The organism is Pseudomonas sp. MF08817 (genome assembly GCF_059862705.1).
The window spans coordinates 17,096-38,335 of sequence record NZ_JCBCUY010000041.1; the positions used below are offsets into that span (position 1 = coordinate 17,096).

At 63.3% G+C, this 21,240-nt stretch carries 20 protein-coding genes; 5 read left to right on the forward strand and 15 right to left on the reverse strand.

What is annotated here, in order from left to right:
• Window positions 1-126: 126 nt before the first annotated feature.
• From betA to betI, 3 genes are all read right to left on the reverse strand, one after another.
• Window positions 127-1,830 (reverse strand): choline dehydrogenase, encoded by a 1,704-nt coding sequence (betA, locus tag AC19YR_RS21345; protein WP_095109030.1) that lies wholly within the window; start codon window positions 1,828-1,830, stop codon window positions 127-129.
• Between the two features lie 134 nt (window positions 1,831-1,964).
• Window positions 1,965-3,437, reverse strand: coding sequence for a betaine-aldehyde dehydrogenase (gene betB / locus AC19YR_RS21350; RefSeq protein ID WP_095109029.1), 1,473 nt, complete (start codon window positions 3,435-3,437; stop codon window positions 1,965-1,967).
• 115 nt (window positions 3,438-3,552) lie between these two features.
• Window positions 3,553-4,146, reverse strand: coding sequence for a transcriptional regulator BetI (betI, locus tag AC19YR_RS21355; protein WP_095109028.1), 594 nt, complete (start codon window positions 4,144-4,146; stop codon window positions 3,553-3,555).
• A 473-nt stretch (window positions 4,147-4,619) separates the two neighbouring features.
• On the opposite strand from betI, the gene AC19YR_RS21360 reads away from it, so the two are divergent.
• Window positions 4,620-6,560: a BCCT family transporter gene (locus AC19YR_RS21360; protein ID WP_256576590.1), complete on the forward strand. Its 1,941-nt coding sequence runs from the start codon at window positions 4,620-4,622 to the stop codon at window positions 6,558-6,560.
• Window positions 6,561-6,696: 136 nt separating this feature from the next.
• Here AC19YR_RS21360 and choV read toward each other — a convergent pair whose 3' ends face one another.
• The 3 genes from choV to AC19YR_RS21375 form a co-directional block, all read right to left on the reverse strand.
• Complete coding sequence (gene choV / locus AC19YR_RS21365) at window positions 6,697-7,875, reverse strand: choline ABC transporter ATP-binding protein (RefSeq protein ID WP_095109026.1); 1,179 nt, start codon at window positions 7,873-7,875, stop codon at window positions 6,697-6,699.
• On the reverse strand, window positions 7,872-8,717 hold the full coding sequence (gene choW / locus AC19YR_RS21370) for a choline ABC transporter permease subunit (RefSeq protein ID WP_095109025.1): 846 nt from the start codon (window positions 8,715-8,717) through the stop codon (window positions 7,872-7,874). The genes choV and choW overlap by 4 nt, the downstream gene beginning before the upstream one ends.
• A 66-nt stretch (window positions 8,718-8,783) precedes the next feature.
• Window positions 8,784-9,734 carry a choline ABC transporter substrate-binding protein gene (locus AC19YR_RS21375; protein WP_095109024.1) on the reverse strand — a complete coding sequence of 317 codons (951 nt, stop codon included), beginning with the start codon at window positions 9,732-9,734 and terminating at the stop codon, window positions 8,784-8,786.
• Window positions 9,735-10,168: 434 nt separating this feature from the next.
• On the opposite strand from AC19YR_RS21375, the gene AC19YR_RS21380 reads away from it, so the two are divergent.
• Together AC19YR_RS21380 and gbdR are read left to right on the forward strand one after the other, a co-directional pair.
• Entirely contained in the window at window positions 10,169-11,545 is a 1,377-nt protein-coding gene (locus tag AC19YR_RS21380; protein ID WP_095109023.1) for an L-serine ammonia-lyase, read from the forward strand.
• 388 nt (window positions 11,546-11,933) lie between these two features.
• The gene (gene gbdR, locus AC19YR_RS21385; RefSeq protein WP_095109022.1) at window positions 11,934-13,037 is read left to right on the forward strand and encodes a choline metabolism transcriptional regulator GbdR; all 1,104 of its coding nucleotides are present in this window, start codon (window positions 11,934-11,936) and stop codon (window positions 13,035-13,037) included.
• A 76-nt stretch (window positions 13,038-13,113) separates the two neighbouring features.
• Here the strand turns inward: gbdR and AC19YR_RS21390 are convergent, their stop codons facing one another.
• The 5 genes from AC19YR_RS21390 to choX all read right to left on the reverse strand — a co-directional run bounded on the left by AC19YR_RS21390 (window position 13,114) and on the right by choX (window position 17,217).
• Window positions 13,114-13,377 (reverse strand): hypothetical protein, encoded by a 264-nt coding sequence (locus AC19YR_RS21390; RefSeq protein WP_095109021.1) that lies wholly within the window; start codon window positions 13,375-13,377, stop codon window positions 13,114-13,116.
• Between the two features lie 255 nt (window positions 13,378-13,632).
• Window positions 13,633-14,112: a thioesterase family protein gene (locus AC19YR_RS21395; RefSeq protein ID WP_500600043.1), complete on the reverse strand. Its 480-nt coding sequence runs from the start codon at window positions 14,110-14,112 to the stop codon at window positions 13,633-13,635.
• 107 nt (window positions 14,113-14,219) lie between these two features.
• Entirely contained in the window at window positions 14,220-15,185 is a 966-nt protein-coding gene (locus tag AC19YR_RS21400; RefSeq protein WP_095109019.1) for an L-carnitine dehydrogenase, read from the reverse strand.
• A 132-nt stretch (window positions 15,186-15,317) separates the two neighbouring features.
• Window positions 15,318-16,205: a 3-dehydrocarnitine:acetyl-CoA trimethylamine transferase CdhC gene (gene cdhC / locus AC19YR_RS21405; protein WP_500600045.1), complete on the reverse strand. Its 888-nt coding sequence runs from the start codon at window positions 16,203-16,205 to the stop codon at window positions 15,318-15,320.
• Window positions 16,206-16,275: 70 nt separating this feature from the next.
• On the reverse strand, window positions 16,276-17,217 hold the full coding sequence (gene choX / locus AC19YR_RS21410) for a choline ABC transporter substrate-binding protein (RefSeq protein WP_500600046.1): 942 nt from the start codon (window positions 17,215-17,217) through the stop codon (window positions 16,276-16,278).
• 192 nt (window positions 17,218-17,409) lie between these two features.
• On the opposite strand from choX, the gene AC19YR_RS21415 reads away from it, so the two are divergent.
• Entirely contained in the window at window positions 17,410-18,369 is a 960-nt protein-coding gene (locus tag AC19YR_RS21415) for a GlxA family transcriptional regulator (protein ID WP_095109016.1), read from the forward strand.
• 109 nt (window positions 18,370-18,478) lie between these two features.
• Here the strand turns inward: AC19YR_RS21415 and AC19YR_RS21420 are convergent, their stop codons facing one another.
• The 4 genes from AC19YR_RS21420 to AC19YR_RS21435 form a co-directional block, all read right to left on the reverse strand.
• Entirely contained in the window at window positions 18,479-18,895 is a 417-nt protein-coding gene (locus AC19YR_RS21420) for a DUF3010 family protein (RefSeq protein ID WP_500600048.1), read from the reverse strand.
• A 32-nt stretch (window positions 18,896-18,927) separates the two neighbouring features.
• Window positions 18,928-19,251, reverse strand: coding sequence for a helix-turn-helix domain-containing protein (locus tag AC19YR_RS21425; RefSeq protein WP_500600049.1), 324 nt, complete (start codon window positions 19,249-19,251; stop codon window positions 18,928-18,930).
• Window positions 19,235-19,489, reverse strand: coding sequence for a type II toxin-antitoxin system RelE family toxin (locus tag AC19YR_RS21430; RefSeq protein WP_500600051.1), 255 nt, complete (start codon window positions 19,487-19,489; stop codon window positions 19,235-19,237). The genes AC19YR_RS21425 and AC19YR_RS21430 overlap by 17 nt, the downstream gene beginning before the upstream one ends.
• A 111-nt stretch (window positions 19,490-19,600) precedes the next feature.
• Window positions 19,601-20,002 (reverse strand): lysozyme inhibitor LprI family protein, encoded by a 402-nt coding sequence (locus AC19YR_RS21435; RefSeq protein ID WP_500600053.1) that lies wholly within the window; start codon window positions 20,000-20,002, stop codon window positions 19,601-19,603.
• 220 nt (window positions 20,003-20,222) lie between these two features.
• Between AC19YR_RS21435 and AC19YR_RS21440 the strand changes: the two genes are divergently transcribed.
• The gene (locus AC19YR_RS21440; protein WP_095109013.1) at window positions 20,223-21,200 is read left to right on the forward strand and encodes a dipeptidase; all 978 of its coding nucleotides are present in this window, start codon (window positions 20,223-20,225) and stop codon (window positions 21,198-21,200) included.
• Window positions 21,201-21,240: the final 40 nt, after the last annotated feature.

Consider the following 21,240-nt stretch of genomic DNA (forward strand, 5'->3'; position numbering starts at 1 on the left):
GATCAAGGGTGGTGGGGTGTGGGAATTAGGCGAGTGCTTGAGTGGGCCTTATCGCGAGCGGGCTCGCTCCCACTAGGAAATGGAGATTCCTGTGGGGCGAGCCCGCTCGCGATAGCCGCAACGCAATTACTGCGCGGTACGGCTCACTTCCCGCAACGGCTTGCCGCGCACCGGCGCGTCGCCTGCCACGTAATAGGCGGCGGTGCTGCGTGGCAGGGGCTGGCGGCCGCGGATTTTGTCGGCGATTTTCTCGGCGATCATGATCGTCGGCGCGTTCAGGTTACCAGTGGTAATCAGCGGCATGATCGAGGCATCCACCACGCGCAGGGCCTGCAAACCGTGCACACGGCCTTCGCCATCGACCACGGCCATCTCGTCGGTGCCCATCTTGCACGAGCAGGAAGGGTGGAACGCGGTTTCGGCGTGTTCGCGGATGAAGGTGTCCAGTTGCTCGTCGGTCTGCACGTCGATGCCGGGGCTGATTTCGCGGCCACGGAAGGCGTCCAGCGCGGGCTGTTGCATGATTTCGCGGGTCAGGCGGATGCCATCGCGAAACTCTTGCCAGTCCTGCTCGCTGGCCATGTAGTTGAATAGGATGCTCGGGTAGTCGCGTGGGTTCTTGGACGTGAGCTGGATGCGCCCGCGGCTGGGCGAACGCATGGAGCCCATGTGCGCCTGGAAGCCGTGTTCCTTCACGCCGTTGCTGCCGTTGTAGTTAATCGCCACCGGCAGGAAGTGGTACTGGATGTTCGGCCACTCGAAGTCCGGGCGGGTGCGGATGAACCCGCCGGCCTCGAACTGGTTGCTGGCGCCGATGCCGGTGCCGTTGAACAGCCATTCGGCGCCGATGGCCGGTTGGTTGTACCAGAGCAGCGAAGGGTACAGCGACACCGGTTGGGTGCAGGCGTATTGCAGGTACAGCTCCAGGTGGTCCTGCAGGTTTTCGCCGACGCCTGGCAGGTCGTGGACCAGCGGGATGTCGAGGCTTTGCAGCAGTTGCGCCGGGCCGACACCGGAGCGCTGGAGGATCTGCGGCGAGGCGATGGCGCCGGAGCACAGCAGCACTTCCTTGCGGGCGCGGGCTTCGACGCGCTCCTCGGCCGAACCCACCAGGTAGCGCACGCCGGTGGCGCGCTTGCCGTCAAACAGGATCTTGTCGGTCAGGGCGTGGGTGACGATGGTCAGGGTGTCGCGTTTCTTGGCGGTGTCCAGGTAGCCGCGGGCGGTGCTGGCGCGCCGGCCGTTGGGCGTGACGGTGCGGTCCATCGGGCCGAAGCCTTCCTGCTGGTAGCCGTTGAGGTCTTCGGTGCGCGGGTAACCGGCCTGCACGCCGGCCTCGACCATGGCGTGGAACAGCGGGTTGTTACCCGGTTTAGGCGTGGTCACGCTGACCGGGCCTTCGCCGCCGTGGTAGTCGTTGGGGCCGATGTCGCGGGTTTCCGCTTTGCGGAAATACGGCAGGCAATCCAGGTAGCTCCAGTCTTCCAGGCCCGGGTTTTTCGCCCAGCCGTCGTAGTCCAGGGCGTTGCCGCGGATGTAGCACATACCGTTGATGAGCGACGAGCCGCCCAGGCCCTTGCCACGGCCACATTCCATGCGGCGCCCGTTCATGTGCGGCTCGGGGTCGGTCTCGTAGGCCCAGTTGTAGCGCCGGCCTTGCAGCGGGAACGCCAGGGCCGCCGGCATCTGGGTGCGGAAGTCGAAGCGATAGTCGGGGCCACCGGCCTCCAGCAGCAGGACGGTGACGCCTTCGTCTTCCGTCAGGCGCGTGGCCAGGGTGTTACCGGCCGAGCCGGCACCGATGATGATGTAGTCGAATTCTTGGGACATGGGAACTCCGGGGGAGCTTTAAGCGGCAAGCTCCAAGCTTCAAGCTGCAAGAAAGAGCAGCGCGCTGTGCGTCAGGGATTACGGCAAGCCAAGCTGCGGTTACTGGCAGCTTGAAGCTTGCCGCTCAAGGCTGTTTAAAACACCGACGCGTAATCGCCCAGCTCGACCTGTACCGATTTGATGCGGGTGAAGTTGTTCAGCGAGCTGATCCCGTTTTCACGGCCCACGCCCGACTGCTTGTAGCCGCCGACCGGCATCTTGGCGTCGGATTCGCCCCAGGCGTTGATCCAGCAGATGCCTGCTTCCAACTGGTGAATCACGCGGTGGGCGCGGTTCAGGTCCTTGGTCACCAGGCCCGCGGCCAGGCCGAAGTCGGTGTCGTTGGCGCGGCGGATCACTTCTTCTTCGGTGTCGTAGGTGAGGATGCTCATCACCGGGCCAAAGATTTCCTCGCGCACGATAGTCATCTCATCGGTGCAGTCGGTGAACACGGTCGGGGCGACGAACGCACCCTTGGCCAGTTCGCCTGTGCTCAGGCGTTCGCCGCCGCACAGCACGCGGGCGCCTTCGGCCTTACCCTTGGCAATGTAGCCAAGCACGCTTTCCATGTGGGCGAAGCTGACCAGCGGGCCGAAGTTGGTGTTTTCGTCTTCCGGGTTGCCGATGCGGATGCGCGCCACGCGCTCGACGATCTTGGCCTCGAACGCGGCTTTGAGGTGGGTCGGCACGAACACGCGGGTGCCGTTGGTGCACACCTGGCCCGAGCTGTAGAAGTTGGCCATCATCGCGGTGTCGGCGGCGCGATCCAGGTCGGCGTCGTCGAAGATAATCAGCGGCGACTTGCCGCCCAGTTCCATGGTTACGTCCTTGAGCGAGGAGCTCGAAGCGCTGGCCATGACCTTCTTGCCGGTGTCGGTGCCGCCGGTGAAGGAGATTTTTTCGATGCGCGGGTGCTCGGTCAGCCAGGTGCCGACTTCCCGGCCGCTGCCGGTCAGTACGTTGAACACGCCGTCGGGCAGGCCGGCTTCGGTGTAGATCTCGGCCAGCTTCAGGGTGGTCAGGGAGGTCACTTCGCTGGGCTTGAAGATCATCGCGTTGCCCGCGGCCAGGGCCGGTGCGGATTTCCACAAGGCGATCTGGATCGGGTAGTTCCACGCGCCGATACCGGCCACCACGCCCAGGGGTTCGCGGCGGGTGTAGACGAACGAGGTGGTGCGCAGCGGGATCTGCTCGCCTTCGATGGCGGGCACCAGGCCGGCGTAGTATTCCAGCACGTCGGCGCCGGTGACGATGTCGACGTATTTGGTTTCGGAGAAGGATTTGCCGGTGTCCAGGGTTTCCAGGGCAGCCAGTTCATCGTTGCGCTCGCGCAGGATGTCCACGGCGCGGCGCAGGATGCGCGAGCGCTCCATGGCGGTCATGGCGGCCCAGATTTTCTGGCCTTTCTCGGCCGAAACCACGGCGCGTTCGACGTCGTCGAAGGTTGCGCGTTGCACTTGGGCAAGGACTTCACCGTTGGCCGGGTTGATGGCGTCGAAGGTGGCATCGCTGCCAGCGTCGGTGTAGCCGCCGTCGATGTAGAGTTTTTGCAGTCCGAAACGGGCCATTTTTAAGTCCTCGCAAGTGCATAAAGTGGTTGGCGTTGACCGCACCGCGTGGGGCCACAAGGTTTTGGCAACAACGCGGCGCGGCAGTTCAGGGGTTGAGCGTTTTGTGTGGGCTCTAACTCACCTGCTTGGCCAATTGGAAATCCATGTATTCGTAAGCGATCCGCTGCGCCTGCACGGTGTCGAAAGCGTCTCCCGACAGCGCGCCGCGCAACCACAAACCGTCGATCAAGGCAGCCAGGCCCCGGGCGGCGCTGCGTGCCTCGGGCAACGGCAGGACGCGGCGGAACTGGCAGCACAGGTTGGAATACAAGCGGTGATCGTTGATCCGCTGCAACCGGTGCAATGACGGTTGGTGCATGCTGCTGGCCCAGAAGGCGAGCCAGGTTTTCATGGCCGGGCCATTGACCTGGCTGGCGTCGAAGTTGCCTTCGATAATCACCTGCAGATGGGCCCGCGGGCTGTCATCTGTCAGCGCCTGTCGGCGCTCGGCGACGTTCTCGATCAGGACATTCATCAGGTACCGCATGGTGGCGGCGATCAGGCCATTCTTGTCCTGAAAGTAGTGGCTGATGATGCCATTGGAGACACCGGCCAAACGGGCGATCAGCGCAATGCTGGCGTCCCCCATGCCGACTTGATCGACCGCCGTCAGCGTGGCTTCGATCAACTGCTGGCGGCGAATGGGTTGCATACCGACCTTGGGCATCTTGCACATCTCCTTAGGCCTTCCGGTGGGCGACAAGCGGCAACCGGAGTGAAGGCCAGTCTATTTTGTTTTGATTGAACGTTCAATCAACAAAGAATAAGCTCTGCGACAATTCGTCGCTGCCTACGGGTATTTCCTACTCGTGAGCGATGAAAAAAACGGCACCCTCAAACGCTCGAAACCCCGCCAGGGCAGGCGCGCACCGTTGCAACCCCGCTGCTTAGCGCTGCGCGGCCTCAAAGGCCCGGCAGTGGTGAGGCGGGCTTTCAACGTCGCGGGTCTGTGCCTATCGCATGGGTTCGGGCTTTTTTTCGGGGTGCCTTTATATCACCTGCCCGCCGGCTGCCAACTGACCGGTGGCGCAGGAAAAGCAATGCCTTGCGTCTTTCTCTCGCACTGCCTGGAGCATCTGTGCAATGAGTTCTGCCTCTCTTATAAAGACCCCGCCCCAGAAGGTGACGGTCAACGGTTGGGTGTTCTACACCTCCACCGCGCTGATTCTGCTGCTGACCGCCATTCTCATTGCCGCGCCGCAAGAAGCCGGGAGAGTGCTGGGGCTTGCCCAGGACTGGTTGTCGCGCAGCTTCGGCTGGTACTACATGCTGGTGATCGCCGCCTACTTGGTGTTCGTGGTGGGCCTGGCGTTTTCCTCCTACGGCAAGCTCAAGCTGGGGAGTAAGGACGACACGCCGGACTTCAGCTACGGCGCCTGGGCCGGCATGTTGTTTTCCTCGGGGATCGGCATTTCGCTGCTGTACTTCGGCGCGTCCGAGCCCCTGGACCACTTCTTCAACCCGCCCGAAGGCGTGGCCGGCAGCAACTTGGCGGCACGCCAAGCGGTGCAATTGACGTTCCTGCACTGGGGCCTGCATGGCTGGGCGATCTACGCCCTGGTCGGGCTGGCCGTGGCCTATTTCGCCTATCGCCATAACCAGCCGCTGGCCTTGCGTTCGGCGCTGTACCCGCTGGTGGGCGAGCGCTGGGTCAAGGGCGCGGCCGGGCACGCGGTGGACGGTTTCGGCATGTTCGTGACCCTGCTGGGCCTGGTGACCAACCTGGGCATCGGGGCGATGCAGGTGTCTTCGGGGTTGGAAAACCTGTTCGGCATGGAACACAGCAACACCAACCTGCTGATCGTCATCATTGTCATGAGCACCGTGGCCACCATCGCCGCCGTATCGGGTGTGGAAAACGGCATCCGCCGCCTGTCCAACCTGAACATCGTACTGTTCAGCGGCTTGCTGATCTTCGTCTTGCTGTTTGGCCCCACCCTGCACTTGCTCAATGGTTTCGTGCAGAACGTGGGGGACTACCTCAACGGCGTGGTGCTGAAAACCTTCGACCTCTATGTGTACGAGGGCGACAGCGACAAGTCCGACCGCTGGCTGGGCCTGTGGACCCTGTTCTATTGGGCGTGGTGGATTTCCTGGGCGCCATTTGTCGGCATGTTCATTGCGCGTATCTCCCGTGGCCGCACGGTGCGTGAACTGGTGGCGGGGGTGCTGCTGATTCCCCTGGGCTTCACCCTGGCGTGGCTGTCGATCTTCGGTAACTCGGCCCTGGACCTGGTGATGAACCACGGGGCGGTGGAGTTGGGCAAGACGGCGCTGGAGCAGCCGTCCATGGCCATTTACCAATTGCTTGAGCATTACCCGGCGTCGAAAGTGGTGATCGGCGTATCGATCTTCGTCGGCTTCGTGCTGTTCCTCACCCCGGCCGACTCCGGCGCGGTGATGATGGCCAACCTGTCGTGCAAGGGCGGCAACGTGGACGAGGACGCGCCCCATTGGCTGCGCATCTTCTGGTCGGCGGTGATTACCCTGGTGACCATCGGGCTGTTGTTCGCCGGTAACTTCCAGGCCATGCAGACCATGGTGGTGCTGGCGGGGCTGCCGTTCTCGGTGGTGCTGGTGTGCTTTATGTTCGGCTTGCACAAGGCCATGCGCCAGGACGTGCAGATCGAACAGGAGCAGGCGCAACTGGCTGAACGTGGGCGCCGTGGTTTCAGCGAGCGCCTCAGCGCCCTGGACCTGCACCCCACGCAAGCGGTGGTGCAGCGCTTTATGGACCGCAAAGTGACCCCGGCGCTGGAAGAGGCCGCGACCCTGCTGCGCGCCCAGGGCCTGGATGTGCAGACGTTGTTGGGCAAGTCCAAGCGCTGCATGGGCTTGCGCCTGGAGATGGAAGAGGGCAATCCGTTTGTTTATGAAGTGAGCCTGGACGGCTACCTGGCGGCGCCGAGCGATTCGGCTGATGTCGCAGAAGACCGCGCCCGCTACTACCGCGCCGAGGTGTACCTGCACAACGGCAGCCAGGAGTACGACTTGATGGGCTTCACGGCCGAGCAGATCACCCGCGATGTGCTCGACCAGTTCGAAAGCCATCGCCAGCTCCTTGGGCGGGTTTACAGCTAAGGCCAACGCTGTGGGGCTTGCCCGCGATGGGGGGCGTCAGTCGGTACGCCAGTGACTGATCGACGGCTATCGCGAGCGGGCTCGCTCCCACACAAGCAGCTCCCACACGGCTGCACATGGATTTTTGGGCGGGTTGTCAGCCCAGGTTCTTGCCCAGCAGCGCGTGGTACAGCTCGCTGTCGCCGAGTATCCCGACCACATGGTGGTTGTCGTGCAGCACCAGTTTGTTGCCGGTCTGGTAGCGGATCTGCAGGGCATCGCGCATGCCGATGTTCGAATCCACCAGGGTCGGGCGCCGGTCCAGGGCTTCGACCGCTTGGCCCGGGGCCCAGTTTTGCAGGTCCAGGCTCGCACCGTTCTGGCGCGCGCCCTTGATGGTGTTGCCTTCGGCCAGGTCGAGCCAGGAGTCGCCGCCCGGGTCCAGGCACACTGAACCGTTGATGCGTTTGCAGTTGTCCAGCGTGCGCATCAGGCTGCGCCCGCACAGCACGTTGAGCGGGTTGGTGTGGGCGACGAAGGTGCGTACGTAGTCGTCGGCGGGGTTGAGCACGATCTGCTCGGGCTTGCTGTACTGGATGATCCGCCCGTCCTTCATGATGGCGATGCGGCTGCCCAGTTTCAGGGCTTCGTCCAGGTCATGGCTGACGAACACGATGGTCTTGGCCAGCTTGCGTTGCAGCTCCAGCAACTCGTCCTGCAAACCCTGGCGAATCAACGGGTCGAGGGCTGAGAAGGGTTCGTCCATCAGCAGGATATCGGCGTCCATCGCCAGGGCGCGGGCCAGGCCGACACGCTGTTGCATGCCACCGGACAGTTCATCGGGCTTCTTGTTGCGCCATTGGGTCAGGCCCACCAGTTCGAGTTTTTCATCCACCAGTTTCTTGCGTTCCTTTTCCGGGCGGCCCTGCATTTCCAGGCCGAAGCTGATGTTCTCGCGCACCGTCAGCCAGGGCATCAGGGCGAACTTCTGGAACACCATGGCGATGCGTTGGGTGCGCATCATTTTCAGCTCGGCGGGGGTGCAGGAGGCGATATCGATCTGGCGGCCTTCATGCTCGACGAACAGGTGCCCGCGGCTGACGGTGTTCAAGCCGTTGATGCAGCGCAGCAGGCTCGACTTGCCGGAGCCGGAGAGGCCCATCAGCACGCAGATCTCGCCTTTGTCGATATCCAGGCTGGCTTTTTCGACGCCGACAATCTGCCCGGTCTTTTTCAGGATTTCGTTGCGCGTCATGCCCTGGTCCAGCAGTTTCAGGGCCTCGCGCGGGTCTTTGGAGAAGATAACGTCTACGTTATCGAAGCGGATGATGCTCATGCGTCAGCCCCTACTTTGGCGTCGGGTTGTTTGCAGATACGGTCGAGCATGATGGCCAGCAGCACGATCGCCAGGCCCGCCTCGAAGCCCAGGGCGATATCGGCTGTGTTCAGTGCGTTGACCACGGGTTTGCCCAGGCCATCGGCCCCCACCAGCGCGGCGATCACCACCATCGACAGCGACAGCATGATGCACTGGGTGATGCCGGCGGCGATGCTCGGCATGGCGTGGGGCAGTTCGATGCGCGACAGCAGTTGGCGGCGCGAACAGCCAAAGGCCTTGCCCGCGTCGAGCAGTTCCTGGGGCACGTCGCGGATGCCCAGGTAGGTCAGGCGGATGGGCGCGGCAATCGCGAACACCACCGTGGAAATCAGCCCCGGCACCACGCCCAGGCCGAACAGGGTCAGGGTGGGGATCAGGTAAACGAAGGTCGGTACGGTCTGCATCAGGTCCAGCACCGGGCGCATCGCGGTGTAGAACATCGGTTTGTGGGCGGCGAGGATGCCCAGCGGCACGCCGATCACCACGCACACCAGGGTGGCGAACAGCACCTGGGCCAGGGTTTCCATGGTTTCCTGCCAGTAACCCAGGTTGAGGATCAGCAGGAACGAGGCGATGACGAACACCGTCAGGCCCCACTTGCGTTGGATGAAATGAGCCAGTAGCGCGACCAGACCGATCAGCGCCAGCGGGTTGAACCAGGTCAGCGCAAACGTCACGCCGTGGATCATCGTTTCCAGTGTCACGGCGATTGCGTCGAATACGTTGGCGCCGTGTTGCGTCAACCATTCGACGAATGCCGCGATGTGCTGGCCTAGGGGGATTTTCTGATCGATCAGCATGGTAGTGAACGTCCGCATGCAAGGAAAAAACAGCCCGGGCGGGCAAGCCCACCCGGCATAAGCGTTTTATTGTTTGGCCAGGTCGGCTTTTACCGCGTCCAGGCCTGGTTTTCCGTCAAGGGTGGTGACGCCAGCCAGCCAGGTGTCGAGCACCTGCGGGTTGTTTTTCAGCCACGCGCGGGCGGCGGCCTCGGGTTTCATTTTGTCGTCCAGGACATTGCCCATCAGGGTGCTTTCCATGTTCAGGGTGAACGACAGGTTTTTCAGCAACTGGCCCACGTTGCTGCATTCCTGGGCATAGCCCTTGCGGGTGTTGGTGTAGATGGTGGCCTGGCCGTAGTTGGGGCCGAAGAACGCGTCGCCGCCGCTCAGGTACTGCATCTTGAAACGGGTGTTCATCGGGTGCGGTTCCCAGCCCAGGAACACCACGTCCGTGCTGCGTCGCTGGGCGCGTTCGACCTGGGACAGCATCCCCGCCTCGCTGGATTCGACCACCTTGAAGCCGGCGTCCTTAAGGCCGAAGGCGTTTTTGTCGATCATGCTCTGGATCACGCGGTTGCCGTCGTTGCCCGGCTCGATCCCGTAGATCTTGCCGTCCAGCTCCTTCTTGAACTTGACGATATCGGCGAAGTCCTTGAGGCCCTTGTCGTACAGCGCCTGGGGCACCGCCAGGGTGTACTTGGCGTTCTCCAGGTTGGCGCGCACGGTTTCCACGGTGCCGGCCTCGCGGTAGGGCTTGATGTCGTTCTCCATGGTCGGCATCCAGTTGCCCAGGAACACGTCCATGTTCTTGCCGTCGGCCAAGGACTTGTAGGTCACGGGCACGGAAATCATGGTGGTCTTGGTCTTGTAGCCGAGGGCGTCGAGGATGACGCTGGCGGTGGCCGTGGTGACGGTGATGTCGGTCCAGCCGACATCGGAGAAGTTGACGGTACTGCATTGCTGCGGTTCGGCAGCCTGGGCCAGCGCGGGCAGACTCAGCATGGCGGCCAGCAACAACGACGGGGAACCTTTCATGGGTGGACTCCTGGGTGTTTTGTGGCGGTTGTCCGACGGGATCACCGCGCTTGTTCTGTTGCGGTTGGCGGGCGTTCTGGAACGGCTTTGCCACGGCGCCTTGCAATCGAGTCGAGACCGATCATGTAACAGTGAAAATCAAACGCCTACAGGGTGCGTCGTATCCAGTACAGGCAGGGTCGTATCCAGTGTCGGTGAGGTCGCTTACAGAATTTTTCCCCCCTGCAACAGGGCTTTTACCCGATCTGCGCCGCAAATAACGGCCGCAGATCACTGCTTTGGCCTGGCGGCGCTGGTGAGCATGGGTGCGTCGGTGTCAGACGTCGCGCTGGCGCCTGAAAACCGGATGATGCGGCCATTGCGGCTTGAGCGTAGCAGTTGCGCCGACAGGCGTTTTTGCGCGCGATAGCACGTCCATCAGGAGGTTCGCGGTAATGGCTATCAGCGTGTTTGACCTGTTCAAGATCGGTATCGGCCCGTCCAGCTCCCACACCGTCGGGCCGATGCGCGCCGCCGCGTTGTTCGTCCAGGTGCTGGGGGAGCGGGGCCTGCTGGAGCAGGTGCGGCGCGTCGAGGTGCAGCTCTACGGCTCGCTCTCGGCCACCGGCATCGGCCACGGCAGCGACAACGCGGTCATCATGGGCCTGATGGGCGAATGGCCCGACGCAATCGACCCGGCGCAGATCGGCGTGCGCATCCAGGCCCTGCGCGAAACCCAGACCCTGCTGCTGAATAACCGCTGGCCGCTGCCGTTTGTCTGGGCGCGGGACATGCGCCTGATCGACGAGAACCTGCCGTTCCACCCCAACGCCATGACCCTGGTGGCCGAGGGCGAGCAGGGCGAGTTGCACCGCGACACCTACTATTCCATCGGTGGCGGTTTTGTCGTCGACGAGCAACAGGCCCGCAGCGGCGTCGCGGACTTGGACCGCACCGTGCTGCCCTACGATTTCTCCAGCGCCGAAGAGCTGCTGCAACTGTGCGAAAAGCACAACTTGCGGGTGGCGCAACTGATGCTTGCCAACGAAAAAACCTGGCGTTCGGAAGAACAAATCCGCAGCGGCCTGATGACTCTCTGGCGCGCCATGCAGGACTGCGTGGAGCAGGGCCTCAAGCACGAAGGCATCCTGCCCGGCGGGCTCAATGTGCGCCGCCGCGCCGCCCGCCTGCACCGCAGCCTGCAAGAACTGAACAAGCCCAACGTGATCGGCTCGACCCTGAGCGCCATGGAGTGGGTCAACCTGTTTGCTCTGGCGGTCAACGAAGAAAACGCCGCGGGCGGGCGCATGGTCACGGCACCGACCAACGGCGCGGCGGGGATCATCCCGGCGGTGCTGCACTACTTTATGAAATTCAGCGAAGTGGTCACCGAGGCCAATGTGGTCGACTATTTTCTCGGCGCCGCGGCGGTGGGCATTTTGTGCAAGAAGAACGCCTCTATCTCCGGCGCCGAAGTGGGTTGCCAGGGCGAGGTCGGTTCGGCCTGCGCCATGGCGGCGGCGGGGCTGGCGGAGATCCTCGGTGCCACCCCGGAGCAGGTGTGCAATGCAGCGGAAATCGGCCTGGAACACAACCTCGGCCTGACCTGCGACCCGGTGGGCGGCCTGGTGCAAGTGCCCTGCATCGAGCGCAACGCGATTGCCGCGGTCAAGGCCATCAACGCCGCGCAAATGGCCTTGCGCGGCGACGGCCAGCACTTTATTTCCCTCGACCGGGTGATCCGCACCATGCGCGACACCGGCGCCGACATGCACGACAAATACAAAGAAACCTCCCGCGGCGGGTTGGCGGTGAGTGCGGTGGAGTGTTGAGCCGCATTTGCTGCGGCGCAGGGCTCGCCACCTTTTAGCGCGTCGCAATCAGATAACTCCTCAATAAGGCGCACTCGCCACTGATCCCGTGCCAGGGGTGACACCGTGGTTCAAGGGGCGTGGAGGCGCTTCCCACAAGTGCTACCGAACTGCTCAAACGCAGCGGGGCAGGGCCTTTGCGGGCCATGCTGGCACTTTATTCCGCACGGGCCGTGGGGGCTTGTGTAGACGCATCGCGACGTCGCTTTTAGGAGTTATTGAATACCCATTCAACTTTAGGCATGGCAATTGCTCTGTCCTCACAAAGCCCGTTTGCGCAAGCCAACGCCGGCAATAACAAGAGCCTCCGCCTGAGGCCATCACCTGCTTTGTGTGAGGAGATACCGCGATGACGTCGTTCAACTCCGGGGCCCAACCCCAGAACCGTGCGCCTCAATCCATCGGCTTTTTGCTGCTGGACAATTTCACGCTGATTTCCCTGGCCTCCGCCGTAGAACCCCTGCGCATGGCCAACCAATTGTCCGGTCGCGAGTTGTATCGCTGGACCACCCTCACCGCCGACGGCAACCAGGTCTGGGCCAGCGACGGCCTGCAAATCACCCCCGACGCCTCCATGCACAAGGCCCCCGCCCTGGACACCGTGATCGTCTGCGGCGGCGTCGGCATCCAGCGCACCGTCACCCGCGAACACGTGTCGTGGCTGCAAAGCCAGGCGCGCCAGTCGCGCCGCCTCGGCGCGGTGTGCACCGGCAGTTGGGCGCTGGCGTGCGCGGGCCTGCTGGACGGTTTCGATTGCAGCGTGCACTGGGAATGCCTGGCCTCGATGCAGGAAGCCTTCCCGCGCGTGTCCATGAGCACTCGCCTGTTCACCCTCGACCGCAACCGCTTCACCAGCTCCGGCGGCACCGCGCCCCTGGACATGATGCTGCACCTGATTAGCCGCGATCACGGCCGCGAGTTGTCGGCGGCGATTTCCGAGATGTTCGTTTACGAGCGCATCCGCAACGAACAAGACCACCAGCGCGTGCCGCTCAAGCACATGCTGGGCACCAACCAGCCGAAGCTGCAGGAAATCGTCGCGCTGATGGAAGCCAACCTGGAAGAACCCATCGACCTCGACGAACTGGCGGTGTACGTCGCGGTGTCGCGGCGCCAGCTCGAACGCCTGTTCCAGAAGTACCTGCACTGCTCGCCGTCGCGTTACTACCTCAAGTTGCGCCTGATCCGCGCACGGCAACTGCTCAAGCAAACGCCGATGTCGATCATCGAAGTGGCGTCGGTTTGCGGCTTCGTGTCCACACCGCATTTCTCCAAGTGCTACCGCGAATACTTCGGCATTCCGCCGCGTGACGAGCGCGTAGGCTCCAACACCGCCCAGCAGGTGGCCATGCTGCCGCTGCCCCAGGCCCTGGGTTTGGCGCCGTTGTCCGGGCCGCTGTCGGCGTTGAGCCAGGCGCGCAATGAGTCGACCTTTGCCAGTGTGAGGCTCTAGACCGAGTTGGCTTTGATTGCGGGCAGCGTTGTGCTCGCCCGCGATAGCTATTTATCCAGCGCTACAGCTCTTGAACTCAAGCGCTACGACTCTGCTGATAAGCCGCCAACGCCGGCAGTAACTGCTTATCGATCGCCTGGCGCACTGCCGGCAAAAGCGTTGCGCTGCCGGTGTACAGCTTCTCCACCATGCCCTTGAGGGCCTTGGCCCGTTCGTCGCTCAAGCCGCGTACGGCGCACTCGCAGGCTTGTTCGGCGCTGGCGCCGCTGGCCACTTCAAACCCCAGGGCGCGCAACTGGCCCAGCAGGTCATCCAGATCAATCAAATCGGCGTGCATCATGGGGCTCTTCCTTATTCGAGGGCGCGTGGTGGGCTTGATTCTGGGAGGGGTGTCGAAGCAGGGCAAGGCTGACTTACCGCAATGGCCGCCATACCTATGAACAGGTCGTTTTCGGCTAACTCGCTGGCTCCCGGGCTGGGCACACTGGCTTTACGCTTGAACCGCGAAGGTTTGGTCACCCTCGCTTCGGCTCCTCGCAAAACCCTCTGCGCCCCGATCCTGTCACGGCTTGATCGGGGCTTTTTTGTGTCGGTTTCAGGGCTTGCGCGGCACCAGGGCGATGACCCGGCCCAGGTTGGCGGGCGCGGGCAAGTCGCGTTGCTCGGCCATCAGCTTGTGCAACGCGGCCAACGCTTGCTCGCTGAACGGTGCCGCGTGGGGCCCGGCCAGGTCAACGTGCAGGAGCATTTGCTCATTGCCCGCCAGGGCTTGCTCGGCGCCCGCCAGGTGCAGGCTGTGATACAGGTGCAGGCGTTTGGCATCGTGGCCGATGAGTTGCGTGCGTACCTCGACCTGGGCACCGAGCTTGACCTCATGCAGGTAGTTCAGATGCAGCTCCAGGGTGAACAGTGAATGGCCGCTGGCGCCCCGCTGGGCGCTGTTCATGCCCAGGCGATCCATCAGGGCATCGGTGGCGTAGCTAAAAATCAGCAGGTAAAAGGCATCGCGCAGGTGGCCGTTGTAGTCGACCCAGTCGGGTTGGATGCGGGTTTGGTAAGTGGTGAGGGTGGGCATGGCATCGACTCTCGGAATGTACTCGGTCAAAGGTGGGAGCTGGCCTGCCTGCGATGACGGTGGTGCATCTTGCATCGCTATCGCAGGCAAACCAGTGCCCACAGCGGTTACTCGGCAAAGCCCATCCCATGCCGGGCCTTGGTGGCTGTTACCGCGTCCAGCACCGCCAGCAGGCAGTCATCACGATAGCGCTCCAGGGCCGCAATGCTGCGCTGGCCCAGTTGTTCGGCGGTGCCTTGGACCACGTCGTCGATCAGTTTGTCCGTCAGTGGCGGCGCGGGCAGGTGGGTCCAGGGCAGTTGCAGTGCCGGGCCGAACTGGGCCATGAAGTGGCGCATGCCGGCGTCACCGCCGGCCAGGGTGTAGGTCAGGAACGTGCCCATGAACGACCAGCGCAACCCGGCGCCAAAGCGGATGGCGTCGTCAATCTCGCCGGTGCTCGCCACCCCGTCGTTGACCAGGTGCAACGCCTCGCGCCACAGCGCTTCGAGTAGGCGATCGGCGATGAACCCAGGCACTTCCTTGCGCACATGCAAGGGGCGCATGCCCAGGCGTGTGTAAACCTGGATCGCCGCTTGCACGGCCTCGGGCGCGGTGTGGCGGCCGCCCACCACTTCCACCAGCGGCAGCAGGTAAACCGGGTTGAACGGGTGGCCGACCACGCAGCGCTGCGGGTGGGTGGCGCCCTCGTAGAACTCGCTGGGCAGCAACCCCGAGGTGCTGGAGGCGATCAAGGCCTCGGGCTTGGCTGCTGCGCTGATTTTGCTGTGCAGGTCGAGCTTCAGTTGCAGGCGTTCGGGGGCGCTTTCCTGAATAAAGTCGGCGTCTTTCACGCAATCTTCGATCGTGGCGACAAAGCGCAGGCGCGCCTGCGATGCATCGGGGGCCAGGCCCTGCCTCTGCAGGGCGCCCCAGGCGTTGGCGACCCGTTGGCGCAGGGCCGCTTCGGCGCCGGGCGCCGGGTCCCAGGCGACGACGTCCAGGCCATGGGCGAGGGCGCGCGCCACCCAGCCACTGCCGATGACGCCACTGCCCAGGGCAGCGAAGGTGTTGATATGGGTGATAAAGGGCATGGGCAACTCCTGAAAACAGTGATGAACCCCTATGGGGGTGAGCTTGCTCGCGAGGCGGGTGGTCGAGCCGGCATTTTTTTGTGCCTGGAGCACCGCCATCGCGAGCGGGCTCGCTCCCACAAGGGAGGTAGGTTAGTGGCGCTGGGCCAAGCCCATTTTCTTGCGCCCCTCGGCCGGGCTGAGGACGCGGGCGCCGAGGCGGCTGAGGATTTCGCAGGCCCGTTCCACCAGTTGGCCGTTGGTTGCCAGCACACCCTTGTCCAGCCATAGGTTGTCTTCCAGCCCGACCCGCACATTGCCGCCCAGCAGCACCGCTTGCGCGGCCATGGGCATTTGCATGCGGCCGATGCCGAACCCGGCCCACACGGCGCCTGCGGGCAGGTTATCGACCATGGCTTTCATGGTGGTGGTGTCGGCCGGGGCGCCCCAAGGAATGCCCAGGCACAGTTGGAACAGCGGGTCGTCGAGCAGGCCTTCGCTCATCATCTGCTTGGCGAACCACAGGTGGCCGGTGTCGAAAATTTCCAGCTCGGCCTTCACCCCCAGTTCCTGGATGCGCTTGGCGCCGGCGCGCAACTGGGCCGGGGTGGAAACGTAGACGGTGTCGCCATCGCCGAAATTCAGGGTGCCGCAATCGAGGGTGCAGATCTCCGGCAGCAGTTCCTCAACGTGGGCCAGGCGCGTCAGCGGGCCCACCAGGTCGGTGTTCGGGCCGAACGCCATGGGCCGCTCGCCGGCGCCGATCTCCAGGTCGCCGCCCATGCCGGCAGTGAGGTTGACGATGATGTCAACGTCCGCCTCGCGGATGCGCTCCATCAGCTCGCGGTACAGCGCCACATCGCGGCTGAACCGGCCGGTGGCGGGGTCGCGCACGTGGCAATGCACCACGGTGGCGCCGGCCTTGGCCGCTTCCACGGCGGCGGCGGCGATTTGTTTGGGGGTGACCGGCACGTGGGGGCTGCGGCCGCTCGTGTCGCCAGCACCGGTGAGTGCGCAGGTGATGATGACGTCGTGGTTCATGGTGCGGGTTCCTTCAGGCGTGAGGGTTCGCTGCGCAGCCGTGTGGCGCTGCGCAGGTGGGCTTTGTGGCTCAGTTGCCGGTCAGTTGCAGGTGTTGGGCGGCGGGTTTGCCATCGAAGGTCGTCACCCCCTCGAGCCAGCGCTGGCGGTCTTGCGGATGGTCCTTGAGCCACTGGCGGGCGGACTCGAAAGCGTCCTTGTGGTCGAGCAGCGGTTGCATCATATGGCTCTCGTCCTCGGCGGTGAACGTCAGGTTGCTCAGCAAGCGGCCGACGTTCGGGCACTTTTGCCCGTAGTCGGGGGCGGTGACGGTCCAGACCGTGGCCTGGCCTTCGTTCGGCCCTAGCGCGCCCTCGCTGCCGGACAGGTACGTCATCTTCTGGTTGACGTTCATCGGGTGCGGTGTCCAGCCGAAAAACACGATGGCTTCGTTGCGCTTCACCGCCCGGGACACTGCCGAGAGCATGCCCGCTTCGCTGGATTCCACCAGTTGGAATTTGCCCAGGCCGAACTGGTTCTTGGCGATCATCGCCTTGATTTGGGTGTTGGCGCCCGAACCCGGTTCGATGCCGTAGATCTTGCCGTCCAGTTCTTTCTCGAACCTGGCGATGTCGGCAAAGGTTTTCAGGCCCTTGTCCGCCAGGTACGTGGGCACGGCCAGGGTGGCGCGGGCGTCCTTGAGGCTGGGCGTGTCGAGGACCTGAACCTGCCCGGCATCGATGAACGGGGTGATGGTCTGGGTCATAATCGGGTTCCAGTAGCCCAGGAACAGGTCCAGGCGCTGGTCGCGGATGCCGGCGAAGATGATTTGCTGGGAGGCGCTGGTTTGTTTGGTCTTGTAGCCGAGGCCGTCGAGCAGTACCTGGGTCATGGCGCTGGTGGCGATCACGTCGGTCCAGTTGACCACGCCCATGCGCACGTTCTGGCACGCGGCAGGCTCGCCCGCCTGGGCGGTGGCGAGGAAAACCGTGCCGCTCAGGGCAAGTACGCAACTACCAATCAATCGTTTCATGGAGGGTTCCTCGGCAGGTCGTTATTGTCGGTTCCGGCGTCTCGCGCACCGGTATGGCCACGTTACGCAGCCTGCCCGCGGGCAAAGCGCACAGGGGCGACCGGCTCTTGCACTGGAGCGACCTGGCGGTTGTCACTGCGGCGCAACTGGCGTATCAACCTGCACAGGCTAGCCGCGACCCGAGCAGGTGCCATGACCCAGGATTTCCACTTCTTGCTGATGCCGGGGTTCTCGGCCCTGGGCTTTATCTCGGCCCTCGAACCGTTGCGGGTGGCCAACCGCTTTCGCGGCGAGTTGTACCGCTGGCAGGTGTTGAGCAGCGATGGCGGCCCGGTATTGGCCAGCAACGGCATGTCGGTCAATGCCGACGCGGGGCTTGAGGTTTTGGGCAAAGGCGCAACGCTGCTGGTGGTGGCCGGTTTCGAGCCCCTCGCCCACGCCACGCCAGCCCTGGGCCACTGGCTGCGCCGCCTCGACCTGGAGGGCGTGACCCTGGGCGGCATCGACACCGGCAGCGTGATCCTGGCCGACGCTGGCCTGCTCGACGGCCACCGCGTGACCCTGCACTGGGAAGCCATCGAGGCGTTCAAGGAGACTTATCCACAGCTGCGGGTGACCCAGGAGCTGTTCGAGATCGACCGGCGCCGCATCACCTCGGCCGGCGGCACGGCCTCCATCGATTTGATGCTCGACCTGATCGCCCAGGCCCATGGGGCGGAGCTGGCGGTGCAGGTCAGCGAGCAGTTTGTGCTGGGCCGCATCCGCCCGCGCCAGGACCACCAGCGCATGCAGGTCGCCGCGCGCTACGGGATCAATAACACAAAGCTGGCCCAAGTGATCGGCGAGATGGAGCGCCACAGCGAACCGCCGCTGACCACCCTGCAATTGGCCGACGCCATCAAGGTCACCCGGCGCCAACTCGAACGCCTGTTTCGCCTGCACCTGGGCGACACGCCAAGCCATTTCTATCTGGGCCTGCGCCTGGACAAGGCCCGGCAACTGCTGCGCCAGACCGGCCTGAGCGTGCTGCAAGTGAGCATTGCCTGCGGCTTCGAGTCACCGTCGTACTTCACCCGCAGCTACCGGGCACGCTTCGCCAAATGCCCGCGGGAAGATCGGCGCGGCGTGGAGGAGGGGCGGGAGAAGAGCTGACCTGTAGGCGCCAGCCTGCTTGCGATAGCGGCAGTAGAGCCACTGCCCATGGTGACTGTGGTGCTGCTACCGCGAGCAGGCTCGCTCCCACCGTGAGGGTGGCGGGTGATTATTTTTTCAGCAGCGCCGCACAGGCTGCCTTGTACGCCTCGTGCTGATACTTGTTCAGCGTCGCCGGCAGCTCGACGTTGTGTTTTTTGCTTTGTGCGCTGAGGGTCTGGGGCGAGAGCAGGGTCACCTCGCAGCCGTCGAGCAACTGGAACACGCCCTCGATCTTGAAAGTGGTCGGCCCGCCCGCGAACTCACCCTTCTTACTGCGCTTCTTGATGGCGATGCGTTCGATGGCGTTGTCGCGTACAAACGCGGCCACCTCACGGGCGAAGGCCTTGACGTTGGCCGCGTCGTCATCGTCTTGCAGGGCGATTTTCTTGGTGGCCAAGGCCACGTGCCCCAACGCCTGGCCGTCTTGGCGGGCAATGGCGAAGATCGCTTCGCTGCCTTTGATTTCGATACCGCAGATATTCATGGCGATCCTGGAAAGAAGAGAGGGCGTGCAGCTTACAGCTCCAACTGCACGGCGTTGATGCCGAACGCAGCGGCAATTTTCTCGCGGGTGGCGCGCCGGGGCTTGGCAACCGCTTCCTGCTGGGCAAAGGCCGGTTGGGAAATCCCCAGGCGCTGGGCCACTTCGTCCTGGGTCAGGTTCAAATGCTCGCGCCAGGCACGGATCGGCGTGGCGCCATCGACGATGCGGCTGACCACTTCGTGGGGGATCAGATCTGGCTCTCTGTTTTGGGCAATGTATTGGGCATAAGGAATCACCACGAACGCGGGTTTTCCCTCGGTGTCATTGATGATTTGAATTTCAGTAGGTGCGCTCATCGCGTTTTTTGACCTCTTGAATGCTGACCACTTTGATCGCGCCGTCCCAGTCGAACATGACCCGGTAATTGCCGATACGTAATCGGTAGCTGTAGGCATGGCCCACCAGCGCCTTGACGTTGGCTACGTCAGGCATGTCGGCCAGCGCGGTTACAGCATCACGCACCTGGGCCTGATGAGCAGTGTGCAATTTGAGAAGTTGCTTAACGGCCTTTCGGGTCCAAAGGATGCTGTTCATAGAAGAATATAAGTCTTTTATAAGATTTGTGAATCTTTACTTATGTCTCTTTGCTCCACAATCGATGAAGTTTGTCGGCATATTGCATGCCTTTAGGCCCCTTTGAAGCGGCTACTGCTGCCCAATCGACTCCAAAAACTCTGACCGCTCGTCGCTCATGCGCGCCAGGCAGTCGTTGTGGGCGATGGTGTAGGCCTTGCTGCCGGGTTTGGCGGGGAAGGTTTCGACGGCGCAGTCGGCGTCGCGCTGTTTTTGCCACAGGGTCTGGGCGGCCTGGAGTTTGCCGGTGATGTCCATCAGTTGCGCGCTGTTGTTGCCGTAGAGGGCGCCCAGGCGTTCGGTCAGGCCTTGCAGGTTTTCGCTGAGCAATTGCTCGGCGGTGGTTTTGTTGAAGGTTGCGCATTCGAGGGTCTGCTGGTCGTTTTCGACCGCGTCGCACGGGGTGTCGCCGCCTTCTTCGGCCGCGTGCACGGTGCCGGCAACCAGTGCCAAAGCCAGGAGAATCATTTTCATTGCGCTGCCCCAGATCCAGTGATGGCGCGAATTCTGGCGCAAGCGCCGGGGCTTGGATAGATGGGGGCTCGCAGGCGGTGGTCGAGCATTGCCGGCGATTGACGCTTTCGGCAATTGCGCTGTCGTTTTTGCACCCGGCCATCACGGCCCTCAGGCATATGCTGGCCCCAAAGCGCCGGCAGACGATTCGGCGCATGGATCGCCAAAAGGGGACAGCCTGATGAGCCCAGCCGAACTGCACGCCGACAGCATCGTTATCGACGGGCTGATTATTGCCAAGTGGAACCGTGAGCTGTTTGAAGACATGCGCAAGGGCGGCCTGACCGCCGCCAACTGCACGGTGTCGGTCTGGGAGGGCTTCCAGGCCACGGCCAATAACATTGCCGCCAGCCAGAAGCTGATCCGCGAGAACAGCGACCTGGTGCTCCAGGTCAAAACCACCGCCGACATCCGCCGCGCCAAGGAGCAGGGCAAAACCGGGATCTTCTTCGGCTTCCAGAATGCCCATGCCTACGAGGACCAGATCGGCTACGTCGAGCTGTTCAAGCAGTTGGGCGTGGGCATTGTGCAGATGTGCTACAACACCCAGAACCTGGTGGGCACCGGTTGCTACGAGCGCGATGGCGGGCTGTCGGGCTTTGGCCGCGAGATCGTCGCCGAGATGAACCGCGTGGGGGTGATGTGCGACCTGTCCCACGTCGGCTCCAAGACCAGCGAAGAGGTCATCCTCGAATCGAAGAAACCGGTCTGCTATTCCCACTGCCTGCCCTCGGGGCTCAAGGCGCACCCGCGCAACAAGTCCGATGAAGAACTGAGGTTCATCGCCGACCACGGCGGTTTTGTCGGCGTGACCATGTTCGCGCCCTTCCTGGCCAAGGGCATCGATTCGACCATCGACGACTACGCCGAAGCGATCGAATACACCATGAACATCGTCGGCGAGGATTCCATCGGCATCGGCACCGACTTCACCCAGGGTCACGGCCAGGACTTCTTCGAGTACCTGACCCACGACAAGGGCTACGCCCGGCGCCTGACCAGTTTCGGCAAGATCATCAACCCCCTGGGCATCCGCACCGTGGGCGAGTTCCCCAACCTCACCGAAACCCTGCTCAAGCGCGGCCACCCCGAGCGTGTGGTGCGCAAGATCATGGGCGAGAACTGGGTCAATGTCCTGAAGGACATCTGGGGCGAATAGGCCACCGATCCGCTGAGTCTTTTCCCGCCGCAACCCGCGC